Annotated in this window: 12 protein-coding genes; 2 read left to right on the forward strand and 10 right to left on the reverse strand. The window is 63.0% G+C overall.

Annotated features, from left to right (window positions below):
• Positions 1-2 precede the first annotated feature (2 nt).
• From ACPPVR_RS28215 to ACPPVR_RS28225, 3 genes are all read right to left on the reverse strand, one after another.
• On the reverse strand, positions 3-941 hold the full coding sequence (locus tag ACPPVR_RS28215; RefSeq protein WP_426609832.1) for an aldo/keto reductase: 939 nt from the start codon (positions 939-941) through the stop codon (positions 3-5).
• Between the two features lie 95 nt (positions 942-1,036).
• On the reverse strand, positions 1,037-2,533 hold the full coding sequence (locus tag ACPPVR_RS28220; protein ID WP_426609833.1) for an MDR family MFS transporter: 1,497 nt from the start codon (positions 2,531-2,533) through the stop codon (positions 1,037-1,039).
• The gene (locus tag ACPPVR_RS28225; protein ID WP_426609834.1) at positions 2,530-3,675 is read right to left on the reverse strand and encodes an HlyD family secretion protein; all 1,146 of its coding nucleotides are present in this window, start codon (positions 3,673-3,675) and stop codon (positions 2,530-2,532) included. Before ACPPVR_RS28225 ends, ACPPVR_RS28220 begins: the two co-directional genes overlap by 4 nt.
• A 144-nt stretch (positions 3,676-3,819) precedes the next feature.
• Between ACPPVR_RS28225 and ACPPVR_RS28230 the strand changes: the two genes are divergently transcribed.
• Positions 3,820-4,443, forward strand: coding sequence for a TetR/AcrR family transcriptional regulator (locus tag ACPPVR_RS28230; protein ID WP_426609835.1), 624 nt, complete (start codon positions 3,820-3,822; stop codon positions 4,441-4,443).
• A 261-nt stretch (positions 4,444-4,704) separates the two neighbouring features.
• On the opposite strand, the gene msrA is transcribed toward ACPPVR_RS28230, so the two are convergent.
• From msrA to ACPPVR_RS28265, 7 genes are all read right to left on the reverse strand, one after another.
• Positions 4,705-5,220: a peptide-methionine (S)-S-oxide reductase MsrA gene (msrA, locus tag ACPPVR_RS28235; protein WP_426609836.1), complete on the reverse strand. Its 516-nt coding sequence runs from the start codon at positions 5,218-5,220 to the stop codon at positions 4,705-4,707.
• A 39-nt stretch (positions 5,221-5,259) separates the two neighbouring features.
• A complete protein-coding gene (locus ACPPVR_RS28240; RefSeq protein WP_426609837.1) occupies positions 5,260-5,706 on the reverse strand; it encodes a cupin domain-containing protein in 447 nt (148 codons plus the stop codon).
• Between the two features lie 21 nt (positions 5,707-5,727).
• Positions 5,728-6,150 carry an OsmC family protein gene (locus tag ACPPVR_RS28245; RefSeq protein WP_426609838.1) on the reverse strand — a complete coding sequence of 141 codons (423 nt, stop codon included), beginning with the start codon at positions 6,148-6,150 and terminating at the stop codon, positions 5,728-5,730.
• Between the two features lie 110 nt (positions 6,151-6,260).
• A complete protein-coding gene (locus tag ACPPVR_RS28250) occupies positions 6,261-7,109 on the reverse strand; it encodes an enoyl-CoA hydratase/isomerase family protein (protein ID WP_426609839.1) in 849 nt (282 codons plus the stop codon).
• A 61-nt stretch (positions 7,110-7,170) separates the two neighbouring features.
• Positions 7,171-8,484, reverse strand: coding sequence for an epoxide hydrolase family protein (locus ACPPVR_RS28255; RefSeq protein ID WP_426609840.1), 1,314 nt, complete (start codon positions 8,482-8,484; stop codon positions 7,171-7,173).
• Between the two features lie 334 nt (positions 8,485-8,818).
• Positions 8,819-9,508 (reverse strand): VOC family protein, encoded by a 690-nt coding sequence (locus tag ACPPVR_RS28260; RefSeq protein WP_426609841.1) that lies wholly within the window; start codon positions 9,506-9,508, stop codon positions 8,819-8,821.
• A gap of 133 nt (positions 9,509-9,641) precedes the next feature.
• A complete protein-coding gene (locus ACPPVR_RS28265) occupies positions 9,642-10,313 on the reverse strand; it encodes a sensor histidine kinase (RefSeq protein ID WP_426609842.1) in 672 nt (223 codons plus the stop codon).
• Positions 10,314-10,643: 330 nt separating this feature from the next.
• Between ACPPVR_RS28265 and ACPPVR_RS28270 the strand changes: the two genes are divergently transcribed.
• Positions 10,644-13,490 (forward strand): ATP-binding protein, encoded by a 2,847-nt coding sequence (locus ACPPVR_RS28270; protein WP_426609843.1) that lies wholly within the window; start codon positions 10,644-10,646, stop codon positions 13,488-13,490.
• The last annotated feature ends 46 nt before the right edge of the window (positions 13,491-13,536 follow it).

A 13,536-nucleotide genomic window follows, 5' to 3' on the forward strand; every position in this document is an offset into this window, starting at 1 on the left:
ATTCATCCCGCCCTGGGAATGAATCCAGGCACGCCGGTCTCGACCACCGTGTTGAACCTGATGTTTGTCGTGATCTGCTCTCGCATCTCCCGCATGGCGTCTTCAGGCAACGTCGAAATATCGAAGTTTTCCTGGATGCGCCGAGGATTGGTCGAAGTCGTCAGGAAAGCCGTGCCGCGTTGTACGGCCCAGGCAAGAGCCACTTGAGCCGGTGTCTTGCGCAGGCGCTCCGCGATGGCGGTGATCACAGGGTCAGCGAGGAGGTTCGGCTTCATGGCGTGTCCCAGCGCTGCAAACGCCTGGAGCACAATTCCATGTTCGCGACAGAACTCGAGAAGCTCCCATTCGGGAAGATACGGATGCGATTCGACCTGCACCATGGCAGGCCTGATCCGCGCGACTGCAACGATCTCGCGCAGCTTCTCCAAGGTAATGTCCGACAGGCCGATCGACTTGCAGTGCCCCTCGTCGACCAGGCGCTCCAGCGCGCCCCATGTCTCCGCCAACGTCACGCCTGAGTCATAGATCACGTGGCCACTCGCATCCCTCGGGTCCTGCTCGTCGCCGGGCTGAAAGGCGAAGGGCGTATGGATGATGTAGCAGTCGATATCGTCGAGTTGCAGCCGCCGGCGACTGGCATCGAAGGCAGGCTTGACCCGTTCCGGCCGATGATTGGTGTTCCAAAGCTTCGTCGTCACGAACAGATCCTGACGCCGAACAGTCCCCTCCTTCAACCCTTCCTGGAGCGCCTCGCCAACCGCCGCTTCGTTGCGGTAGCGCTCCGCACAATCGAGATGTCGAAACCCCGCCTCCAATGCAGCCTTGGTCGCCTGCCTGGTCACGAGCGGATCCGGAATGAGCGTGCCAAATCCCACAGCGGGAATCGTCCCTGACCCATGCGTGGGAATCCTCGTATAGCGAAGCGAATCGAACGTATTCATGCTGCTGCTCCTTTGTTTGTCCTCGGCTCCCATACATGCGCGGGACGAGGCGATCGAAATTGACGATGCGATGCCAATGTCACGACTCCCCGGCGCTAACCGGCGGGACGCGGCTTGCGGAGAAAGAACACGAGCGGGATCACGACAAGCATGGCGAACATCAAGATCTCGAACTGATCGATGACTGCGACCGTCGCCGCCTGCCGCGTGACCATGCCGTTGAGCGCAGCAAGGCCCGGCTTGCCGATCGATCCCCCAACGTAAGCGGCCACACGATATGGAGTGAGGTTCTTGGCGAGCGCGATGTGCACGGCCTGCGTGTTGGCATAGAAGAAGAGCTGGACCACCGCGATGCCGATGGTGCTACCGTAGAGCCGCGACAGGTTGATCAGCGCGCTGCCTTCCGGGCGGAGCTTCGGATCGAGCGTCCCGAACGCGCCTCTGGCGAGCGCCGGCAACAACATGCCGATGCCGGCACCCTGGAGTAGGCCAGCCTCGACCACCGGCCGCCAATCCATCGCGGGTGAATAGCCGAGCATCAGCCAGTTGGCATAGACCACCAGCGTCATTCCACCCACGAGGAACGGCCGGTAATCGACCTGCGCCGGAACAAGACTCGTCAGCACCAGCGCTCCCACCAGCGCCACGCCGCGCGGAATGGTCATGTAGCCGGTGGTGTCGACCGGGTAGTTGAGCAATTCCTCCAGCATCGGGGACGTCAAGGCCAGGGTCGGCAGCAGGACGAAGCCGAGCGCGAAGGAGATGACCGTTGACAGCACGAGATTACGGTCCCTGAACAGCGCCGTGCGGAGAAAATGCTCTTTTGTCGTCATGACGTGCACGATGAAGAGATAGAATCCCAGGAGCGACGCGACTGCTTCGACCCAGATCTCCGTCGAGGCGAACCATTCGAGGCGCTCGCCGCGGTCAAGCAGCATCTGCAGGCCGATCATGCCGACGGAGAAGGTCGTCAGCCCGAAGAAGTCGAAGGACTTGCTCCGCTCCGCGCGCTTCTCGCTCAGCAGCTGGGCCATCGTCAGGAAGATGAAGCCCGTCATCGGCAGGCTGACATAGAAGATCGACGGCCAGCCGTAATATTCACTGAGCCAGCCGCCAATGGCAGGTCCGCTGCTGATCCCGAGCAGGGAGCTCACGGTCCACACCAGGCTCATGCGCGCATGCCGCGCCGGCGGCGTCACCTCGAGCAGGATCGCCAGCGAAAGCGGCGCGAGCGGTCCGCTCGCCAGTCCCTGGAGAATTCGAGCCAGCACGAACTGGATCGACGTCGTCGCCAGCGTGTTGAGGACGAGACCGAGCACGAAGATTGCGAGGGCAGCTTGATAGACCGCCTTCCGGCCATAGCGTCCTGCCAGCCATTGCGTGATCGACATGGTCACGGCGCTGGCGGCGATATACGAGGAAAACACCCAGCCGACCTCGTCATTGGCCATCGAAAGCGTCGCCTGAATGTGGGGCAGCGCCGCGTTCGGTATCGAAATGTTGACGGCCTGCATGTAGGTCGCCATGAGGGCCGCCGCGGCCATCGCGTGATGACCGCGGGGCGCAGCGGTCGCTGGGTGGGGCGTACTCATTTTCCCTCCGTCGCGAGCACGGGCTGGAGCAGATGCGGCCAGGTGCGGCGATAGCCGGTGTCGACCCGGGCCGTCACGCTGATGCCCGAGAACAGCGGCCGGTTTGCATCGAGATCGTCGAGCTCAAGGCGCACCGGCAAACGCTGGACGACCTTGACCCAGTTTCCGGTCGCATTCTCGGGCGGCAGGATCGAAAAGTCCGACCCGGTGCCGGGGCTCATGCTGACGATATGCGCCCTGAACTTGCGATCCGGATAGGCGTCGACGTCGATCGTCGCCTCTTGGCCCGGACGCATATGGGTAAGTCCGGTCTCGCGGAAGTTAGCCTCGATCCACACGTGTCGGCTCGACAGCAGTGAGAACGTCGGCGCTCCAGCATTGACGAATCCGCCTATCTGGAGGTCGTCGACTTTCGTCACGATCCCGTCGTCGGGCGCCGTCACCGTGGCATAGGAGAGATCGAGCCGCGCACGGTCGAGCTGGGCCCTCGCGGCGCGAACAGTCGGATGGCGGTCGACATCAATATCCGGATCGCCGTTGAGCGCGACGATGGTGTTGGCGATCTGCTGTTCGATCGACGTCATGCGGTGGCGGGCGACCTTCATGTCCGTCTCGGCCCGCTCAAAGACCGCGCGCGGCGTGAAGTCGGAGGCGACCAGCATTTTCTTGCGGTCGAACTCGCGCTCGTCGAAGGAAGCCGATTCCTTGGCTGATTGTAGTTCCGCCTGTTGCTGACGGTAGGTCGCCTTGAGCGAGTCGATCTGGAGGCGCGCACTGCCGAGCCGCGCCTCCGCCTGATCGACGGCAATCTGGTAAGGCTCCGGATCGATGCGAAACAGGACCTGGCCCTGCCGAACGCGCTCATTGTCCCGCACGGCGATTTCGACCGCCTGACCGGATACCCGGGCGTTGATGGTCACCTTGGCGGCACGAACGAATGCGTCGTCGGTCGAGACGTATGGCTCCTGGGCGAGATACATGGAGGCGCCAAACGCGGCCACAATGATCGGCACGGCCAGCATCAAGGGACGGCGCAGGCGCTTTCCGAGCTCCGGTCCGAACCACTGGCCGGCAGCTTCGCTCCCGCGGAAGCTCCTGCGATCGCCCCACAAGCCGGCGATTGGCGCAAAACTGAAACGCATCCAAAAGTCCTCGCGTCTGACCCATTTAATAACGCTCGTTACAAATACGGCCCCGGGGATCGGCAATCAAGCCCCCACCCATTGATTTTTATAACGACCCATACAAATATCCATGACGACGCAGGCAGCCGAGGTTTTGACGATATGGCGCGAAAAAGCAGCGAAACGGGCCCCGCACGGCGGGGGCGGCCACCCGCCTATGACGCTCAGGCAGCCCTCAAACGAGCCACCGAGACCTTCTGGAAGACCGGCTACTCCGGAACTTCCCTGGACAAGGTGGCGGCAGCCACCGGCATGAGCCCGCCGAGCCTCTATGCTGTCTTCGGCAACAAGCATGCCCTCTATCTCGAGGCGCTCGCAGGCTATTGGGACATCAGCCTTGCCGCGACGCGCGAGGCCCTCGCGGGGGACCATCCCTTGGACGAAGCGCTGATGCTTGCCTACGACGCGGCGCTGTCGATCTATTTTTCGGGTAAGGGACACGCGCGCGGCTGCTTTGTAGTCGGCACAGCAGTTACCGAAACCGCGGAAGATGCAGCGATCCGGAAAAGCGTTGCGACAGGCCTTCGCGCGATCGACGCGGATTTCGAGGCGCGCTTCCGCCGTGCACAGGACACGGGCGAACTGAAGCGCGATGCCGATCCCGCGACGCTCGCGATCCTCGCGTCGGCCACGATGCACACCATCTCGATCCGCGCCCGCGCCGGCGCTTCCCGCGCCGAACTGAGGGAAATTGCCCGCAAGGCGGTGAACGTGATCTGCCGATGACGGGAGATGCGCCGGGCGGCAACGCGTTCTCGATCCTGGAAAACTGTCGCCGGCACGCGAAGAGGATAATTCACACATCTGCGCTCCCGCACTTCCGTGAAAGCTGGTGACCGTCTTCAAACCAAGCACAAGTGGTTTCGCGCACCGTCGGCCCGACGATGACAGCATCGTAGGTTGATCGACGATCTCATAGGCTCTGGTGGCAACTCCCGCGCGGCGGCGGTATGCCCTATGCCTCAATCAGGCCCGCGAAGCTGCGGTCTAGCTTCCTGCGGCCGCCGCGCGCCGCGGCAGCTTCCAGTCGGGCCGGATGAAGTGGCAGGTGTAGCCGTCCGGATAGCGCTCCAAATAATCCTGATGCTCAGGCTCGGCCTCCCAGAACTCGCCGACGGGCGCGACCTCAGTCACCACCTTGCCGGGCCATAGGCCTGAGGCCTCAACGTCGGCGATGGTGTCCTCGGCAATCCGCTTCTGCTGGTCGGACGTATAGAAAATCGCGGAGCGGTAGCTCGTGCCCCGGTCATTGCCCTGACGGTTGAGCGTGGTGGGATCGTGGATCTGGAAGAAGAACTCCAGCATGGTCCGGTAGCTCGTCTTCGCGGGATCGAAAACGATCTCGATCGCTTCGGCGTGGCCTTCGTGATTACGATAGGTCGCGTTCTTCACCGCACCGCCGGTGTAGCCGACGCGGGTGGAGGTCACGCCAGGCTGCCTGCGGATGAGATCCTCCATGCCCCAGAAACAGCCTCCGGCCAAAACTGCGCGTTCCGTCGTCATTCCATGCTCCATCGTTCCGTCAAGATGTCCAAGACCTTATTACGCCGTTGCATGCAGGCGCGGGTCATCATGGTCGTCGTGATACTCTAGACCCAAGGGGCCGATCGCGGAAACCTGCGTGACGTATTCGCCGGACTTCGCCCAGTGAAAATGCCAGGTCTCGCCGGGCAGGACGACGACGCTGCCCGGCGGATAGGCCTTGACCTTGTCGCCATCAAAAGTCTCGCCGAGCCCGATGTAGAACACACCTGACATGACCGTGTAGATCCGATCTTCTGGATGCTTGTGCGGCATCAGCTTGATGCCGCCAGGCACCTTCACCCGGACCACGTAGGGTCCGGGTTCACTGGGGTGACCGACCATCACGGCCAGCTTCGCGCCTGACGGGAACGCGGGAAACGGCTGCCATGCGATGTCCTCGGGCAGGATCGCCCGGAACCTGTCTTCATCCGGCTGATGTTGGCGAGGCAGATCTGGGCGAGACATGGCAGCGCTCCCTGTGCTCGGTTAGGTCAGCTTGGCATCGAGCGTGATCGCGGCGTTGAGCACCTTCGACACCGGGCAGTTCTTCTCGGCCTCGCCAGCGATCTTCGCGAAACCTGCATCGTCGAGGTTCGGCACCTTGGCGCGCAGAGTGAGCGCCGACTTGCTGATCTTGAAACCCTTGCCTTCGGGCTCCAATGTGACCGCGGCTTCCGTCGAGAGCTCGTCCGGCGTAAAGCCGGCGAGCTGAAGGCCGAACGCCAGGGCCATGGTAAAGCAGCCGGCATGGGCCGCCGCGATCAATTCCTCGGGATTGGTGCCCTTCTCGTTCTCGAAGCGGGTCTTGAACGAATAGGGCGTCTCGGCGAGCACGCCGGATTCGCTGGATATATGGCCCGTGCCGTCGCGACCGGTGCCCTTCCAGACTGCTGTTGCCTTGCGGATCATCTCAATTCTCCTTGTTGATTTTTTAGCACCGGCGCTCGGTACCGGAGGAAAGCGACATTGGCACGACCGCCTCTCGCCGTTCCAACCGATTGAACGCCGCAGCGGTTCCGTTAGCCACCGATCTGTCCGACGTGGAAGCCCAGCCGGTTTTCGACGTCGCCTGCGCGGTGGAAGCCGCGCGCCATCAGCGCCTTGATGCGGGTCTGGCTTGCGGGGCGGCCGAGCGAGGCCAGAAACGCGTCCCACTCTGGCTTAATCTCCATGTCTGGCGGCAGGCTTGCGACATCGACGAGGCGCTTGGTCTCGGCAAGGGCGTCCTTGTCGAAGGATGCGATGCGCATCGCGAGCGCCTCGACGAAACCGTCGAGCTCGGCATCCGGCAGCGACCGGTTGACGTAGCCATAGCGCTCGGCGAGATCGCCATGAATATCGTCGGCACCGAGCAGCACTTCGAGTGCGCGGCCGCGGCCCATCAGGCGAGGCAACCGCGCCATCGGCCCGCCGCCCGGCACGAGGCCGGCCCCGACTTCCCATTGCGACAGGATCGCCTTCTCGCGGCTGGCGAAGCGCATGTCGCTTGCGAGAGCGAGTTCACTGCCGACGCCGGTCGCGCGGCCTCTGATCGAGGCAATGGACACGACCGGCGCGCGGCTGAGACGCACCAGCATATCGGGCAGCGCCTGAAGGCCGGTCGGCCCCGGCGGGATGCTGAGGGAGTCCTCGAGCGGCGCGAGGAAGTCATAATGCGTGATGAAGAAGCCTTCGACGGCGCTGTCGAACACGACAACCTTCACCTGCGGATCGGTCTCGATCGCGTTGACGATGTCGTTGAGCAACGGAAGATGCCTCGGACCAAAGATATTGACCGGCGGCATATCGAAGGTGACGCGCCAGTATGATGCCAAGCGGCGCTCCAGGCGGATGTTTTCCGTGGTGAAGGTGCGTTCGGGACGGTTCATGGCTCGATTCCTGACATGGATTGAAGGACGGGACGCGCGGAAACGCGCGTCCCTGCTCGCCTCAGATCGACTGGCGCAACGGACGGAAGGCAGTGCGCATTTCCGAAGAGAACAGCGCGGGCTGCTCCCAGGCCGCGAAATGCCCGCCCTTGTCGAGCCGGTTGTAGTGGATCAGCTTGGGATAGGCCGTCTCGGCCCAGCTGCGCGGCGCGGCGTAGATCTCGTCCGGGAAGACACTGACGGCGACCGGGATCTTGATGTGCTTGGGTTCGAAGAACACCAGCTTGTTCTCCCAATACAGCCGCGCCGACGACACCGCCGTGTTGGTGAGCCAGTACAGCGTGATGTTGTCGATCACATCGTCCCGCGATAGCCCTTCCGTCTTGCCGTCGAACACCCGCGCGATCATCGCGGTGCTGCGCGCATCGTGATCGAGCATCCAGGACGCCAGGCCCGCCGGCGAGTCCACGAGGCCATAGAGCGTCTGCGGCCGGTTCGACATCTCGATGGCATAGCCGAGTCCGTGCTTGTAGAAATCGTCGAGCTGATCGTAGGCATACTTCTCGTCGCCCGAGAGGCCGGACGGCCGCGCACCGCCGGGCTGAAGTGCCTTGGCGATATCGTCGGGAACAGTGGCGGGCATGTTGGTATGGATGCCAAGGAGCTCTGGCGGCGCCAGCAGTGCCATCTGCTCGGTCACGGCATTGCCCCAATCGCCGCCCTGGGCGACGTAACGGTTGTAGCCGAGCCGGTTCATCAGCACGACCCAGGCGCGCGCGACACGCTGCGGATCCCAGCCGAGTTCGGTCGGCTTGCCGGAGAAGCCGTGACCGGGCAGCGATGGGATCACCAGATCGAACGCGTCGGCGGCCTTCGCGCCGTACGCGGTCGGATCGGTCAGTGGGCCGACGATCTTCATCTGCTCGATGATCGAACCGGGCCAGCCGTGCGTGACAATCATCGGCAGCGCATTGTCGTGCCTGGAGCGCACGTGGATGAAATGAATGTCGACGCCGTCGATCTCGGTGACGAATTGCGGCAGTGCGTTCAGCCGCGCTTCCATCTTGCGCCAATTGTAGTCGGTCTGCCAGTAGCGCACCAGTTTCTGGACCGTCGCCAGCTGCACGCCCTGCGATTGGTCGGCAACGATCTCACGATCCGGCCAGCGCGTCGCTGCGAGGCGGCGGCGGAGGTCAAGAAGATGCTCCTCCGGCACGCTGACGTGGAAGGGGCGGATCGCGCCGCTCGCAGCGGCCTTCACCGGATGCAACGGCAGCAGGCTCGCTACGCTCGCGGCAACCGCGGTCATCGCGACCTGGCTCAGCAATTGGCGGCGGTCGGGGTTCAGGATGTCGATACGTGCTTGCGTGGTCATGTTGGATCTCCCTGGTTTTGGTCGGTGACGCTGACTGAATTCGAAATCGACACGTCGGTTCGTCGTGCAGAGAGATTGGCGCAGGCGTCGCGGATTTGCTCGTTATGGATTGTTAGAGCGCGTTAGCCGTTGCGAGTCGTGGCAGTGCAGAGAAGCGAGAGCAGAGATCAGGAACGGTCTTCGCCGATATGTACGATACAAACGCAATCACGGCGCAAGATGAACGGCATGATCGGGCGCCGTGTCGGCATCGAATTAGGATCGATTAGAATCTCAATGGCGCGAGAACTACGCGCGCGCTGCGAATGATATTTCTCGCAGCAGTCCCGCAAACTCAGGACGGCAACGGCTGGCCGGCCTGCTCGCGCACGATGTAATCGGCGTACCAGTCCTGCCAGTTGTCGTCGTGGCCGCCGGTGCGCTTCTCGTGCTCGCCATGCGCCTCTGCTGCGCGGCGCAACGCGCCGGCAAGCTCGCTTGACGACGTGAACGTCGTCTCGGTTGCCTCGATGCGGCCGGGCAGCCGTGTCGTGATCTCCTGGAACAGCCACCCATTGCCATCGGGATCGCTGAAGGAGGCGAACGAGCTGTAGCTGCCGCGTTGTGGGTCAGCACCGTTGACGCGGACGCGACCGGACAGATACGGCTCATCCGGACCGGCGTGAACATCGCCGGCACTGTGGAAGGGATCGCTGACCTTGACGCCGCGGTCGAGCAGATCCTGTCGCGCCGCTTCCAGATCGGAGACGATCAGATACAGGCCCTGCGCCGAGCCGGGCGCCGCGGCCGTAACATTCTTGCCGAAGATCACCGAACAAGCCGAGCCCGGCGGAGTGAACTGAATCACGCGCCAGCCATCGCCTGAGGCGAAATCGGCATCCAGTCTCCAGCCGAGATTTGCGTAGAACAATTTGGCGCGGTCGACATCCGACACAGGAATGACGATGACCTCGAGCTTGAGATCAACTCTCCGCGATTTCGCGGGCTTTGCGTCGGTTTCGCGGTTCATCTCGGTCGTGGTCATGTCGAACTCCCTGATTTGACGCGCGGGTTCGAGGCGAAGCCCGCTTCTGGCACCATCAATTTCGCGCAGACCGGAGACAATTGCTCGTTATGGAATGTTAGGGCCCGTTAGCGGTTGCAAGCAGAGCCGATCTTCAAGTGCCCCCAAACGGCATCGCGATCGTCACACGCGTGCCGCCCTGCCCGGCCTCGCCATGCATCCGGGCGTCGATGCTGCGGGCGAGACCTTCCAGAATCCGGCTGCCGGCCCCCTGAAGCGGTCGGGTCGCACCGATGCCGTTGTCGGCCACCGTGCAGAGCCAGCAACCCTCGCGGTTTGCGATATTGATGTGGATCAGTGCGCCATTCTTGTTCGGGAAGGCATGCTTTGCCGCATTCGTGACCAGCTCCGTCAGCATAAGCGCGAGCCGATGACATTGCCACGCCGGCAGCATGCCGGTCTCGATCGAAGCCTCGCAGCGAATGCCCACAGGCTCCAGCACCGCCTCTGAGATCGCGCCAAAAAGGCTCTCGAAGAAGGCCTCGACAGAGACCATCGCCAGATCGTCGTCATCAGACAAAAGTTGATAGAGCCTGCCGAAGGCCACGATGCGCCGCTCCAGCCGGTCCACCGCGACCGACATATCCCTCATCCCGGGCCGCGTGAAATCGCGGCGGACTGACGCACCCAGGAGCGTCAAAGTGTTCTTCATCCGATGATGGGACTCCCGCAACACGAGTTCCCAGTCACGCGATGCGTCGTCGAGACTGGCGACAAATTGAGATCGAAAGACCTTGTCGTTCGGTCGAGAGCCGATAGCGGTCATCATAGCCTCCCCGTTGGAAATAGGACCTAGCTCGAAAGCTATACTGAGGGAGAGCCGCGGGTTACGCTCGTTAGACGTTGCAAGATTCTGTTATGACCGATGGCACGCGATAGTTGCAGAGCGTGACTGCTGCATCAGTGCAAACGCACTCTCCCAAATTTTCCCGATTGCCGTACAAGCCGTTCGTGTTTAAACGAAATTGGCGACGTATCGTCCCTGCGCTTTTGGCCGGCCCTGCTCGATTTCGCCGTTTTCGGCCGGTTTACTCAAGGCGTCGTTCTGATAGATCAGACAGACAGCAGCACTTTCCTTTCGCTGGAAACACGGCGCGTGCCAGACACCAACGACCAGGACACAGCTATTTCCTTCGGGGCCTTTCGGCTGTTCCCGAGGTCGCGCCTGCTCGAGAAGGACGGCACCCCACTTCACCTCGGCGGCCGCGCGCTCGACATCCTGATCTTTCTCGCCGAGCGTGCCGGCGAGGTCGTCGACAAGCGGGAATTGGTCAAACGGGTCTGGGCCGACGTGAATGTCGACGAAGGCAGCCTGCGCTTCCACATCACGTCCCTGCGCAAGGCTTTGGGTGGTGATGCCGGCGAAGGTTCCCGCTACGTCGTCAACGTGCCTGGCCGCGGCTATTGTTTCGCGGCGCCGCTGCTCCGCGCCGCGCCTTTGGAGAACCGGCCCAGGGCGACAGTCGCCTCGCCGCGCGCCATGCCCGCACCGCTCGCGAAGATGATCGGGCGCGACGACGCCGTCGAGAAGATTTCTGCCGAACTCTCCCTGCACCGCTTCGTCACCATCGTCGGCCCCGGCGGCATCGGCAAGACCTCGGTCGCACTCGCCGTCGCACATGGTCAAGTTGCGGGTCTCGATGGCCAGGGCTGCTTCGTCGATTTCGGCGCGCTGACAGACCCGCGGCTCGTTCCCAGCACGATCGCGGCGGGCCTCGGCCTGACGGTCAATTCCGACGACCCGATACCGGGATTGCTGACGTTTCTGCGCGGCCGGCGGATGCTGCTGCTCTTCGACAGCTGCGAACATATCCTCGACGAGCTCGCCCCCTTGGCCGAACGCATCGTGCGGGAGGCCCCCGAGCTGCATGTTCTCGCCACCAGCCGCGAGTCCTTTCGCACCGAAGGCGAGCGCGTGTACCGGCTGTTTCCGCTGGATTGTCCGCCACGCCGCGACGGACTCAGCATGGCCGACATCCTCGCCTATCCGGCGAGCCAGCTTTTCGTCGAACGGATTGCCGAAAGCCTGAGCGAATTCGAACTCAGCGAAGAGGATGCGCCGCTCGTCGCCGATATCTGCCGGCGTCTGGACGGCATTGCACTCGCGATCGAGCTTGCCGCCGGACGGGTCAACGCCTACGGGATCGCCGGAACCGCCTCACTGCTCGACAGCCGATTCTCGCTCTTGTGGCGGGGGCGCCGCACCGCAATTCCCAGGCATCAAACGCTAAGCGCAGCGCTCAGCTGGAGCTACGACCTGCTGCCCGCAGCAGAAAGCGCCACCTTGCGCGGTTTATCGATATTTGTCGGGCCGTTTACGCTGGAAGCTGCGCTTGCCGTCGCCTCATCTCAGGGCATCAGCGAGGCGGAGGCCGTCGAGGCGATCTCGAACCTGCTTTCGAAATCCCTGATCGCGACCTCGCCTGCGGAACGGAGGTTGAGATACCGCCTACTCGACACCACCCGCGCCTTTGCCGGCGACAAACTGGTCGAGAGCGGAGAAGCCGTCCGCGTCGCACGCGCCCACGCCGAATATTTCCGCGACTTCCTGCACGACATTGCCATTAAATCCAACGGCATGCAGAGCGCGGGTGGGTTCCTGCCCTATGCCGACCATCTGCCGAATGTGCGCGCCGCGCTGACCTGGAGCTTTTCGGAGAGCGGCGACCGTGCCATCGGCGTGGATCTGGCGGCCTCGGCAGCGCAATTCTTCCTCGAACTGACTCTGCTGACGGAATGCTACGGTTGGACCCAGCAGGCGCTTGCCCCTATCGAGGCGGTCGCGATCGACAGCCGCAAGGAAATGACATTGCAGGCAGCCCTCGGCGTCTCCGTGATGTTTACGCAGGGCAATACCGAAGGGGTGCGATCCGCATTCACGCGAAGCCTGCAACTGGCCCAGGAGCTCGACGACCTGCACTGGCAGCTATGGCTGTTGCGCGGATTGCACATCTACCTGACCCGGGTCGGAGACTTTCGCGGCGCGCTCGGGACCGGCGAACAGTGCGAGACCGTGGCTAGGAAACTGAACGACCCGACCAGCACACTCAATGTCGAGTGGATGCTGGGCGTCGCGCATCATTTGATCGGCAACCAGGACAAGGCCGTCCAATTCTGCGAAAGCGCAATGGTCCACAATCCGAGTTCGCAGCGGCTGAATATCGGGCATCTCGGCTATGACGACCGCATCGTCGCGCTGGTCGCACTGGCCCGCGGGCTCTGGCTCAGCGGCCGGCCCGATCGGGCGATCGAGGCGGCCAAATACACCGTGCGGGAAGCTGAGCAGCTCGAGCAACCTCTGACGCTCGGCATTGCCCTGATCTGGACCATCTACGTGTATCTGTGGGTCGGCGACTGGGCCAGCGCCGAAAGCTTGATCGAGCGGCTGATTGATCATTCCGCGCGGCACTTCCTCGGCCCTTATCAAGCGGTCGGCGTTGGCCAGAAGGGCGAGCTTTTGCTCCGGCGCGGAGATGTTACCAGCGGAATTGAGCATCTTCGCCGCAGCCAGGCGACCTTGTACGCGACGCGGCACCGGATCATGACCACGGTGTTTGCGACGGCGCTCGCGGAGGGTCTGGCGGCCCAGAACCAGTCCGATGAGGCCCTGCGCATGATCGACGAAGCCATCGCCCAAATCGGCGATCACGGCGAATCCTTCGACATGCCGGAAATGCTCAGGGTCAGGGGGGATATTTTGGCTCAGTCCGGCAGGGCGGCGGAGGCCGAGGGCAATCTCCAGCAATCGCTGGTCTTATCGCGCCGGCAATGCGCCGTCGGCTGGGAGCTGCGGGGAGCGACAAGCCTCGCCCGCCTCTGGCAGCGGACCGGACGGACGGGGGACGCGCAGACTCTGCTCGCCCCGCTCGTGGCGCAATATCAGGAAGGCCTCTCGAGCCGCGATCTGGTCGCCGCAAAAGGACTGCTGCGCGCGCTGAATTGAGAGCATCTTCAACGGGATACCGTAAAATCAGGCTCTCGCAACTCCT

Origin of the sequence: Bradyrhizobium sp. McL0616, assembly GCF_049993385.1 — a bacterium.
In the GTDB taxonomy this organism is placed as follows: Bacteria; Pseudomonadota; Alphaproteobacteria; order Rhizobiales; family Xanthobacteraceae; genus Bradyrhizobium.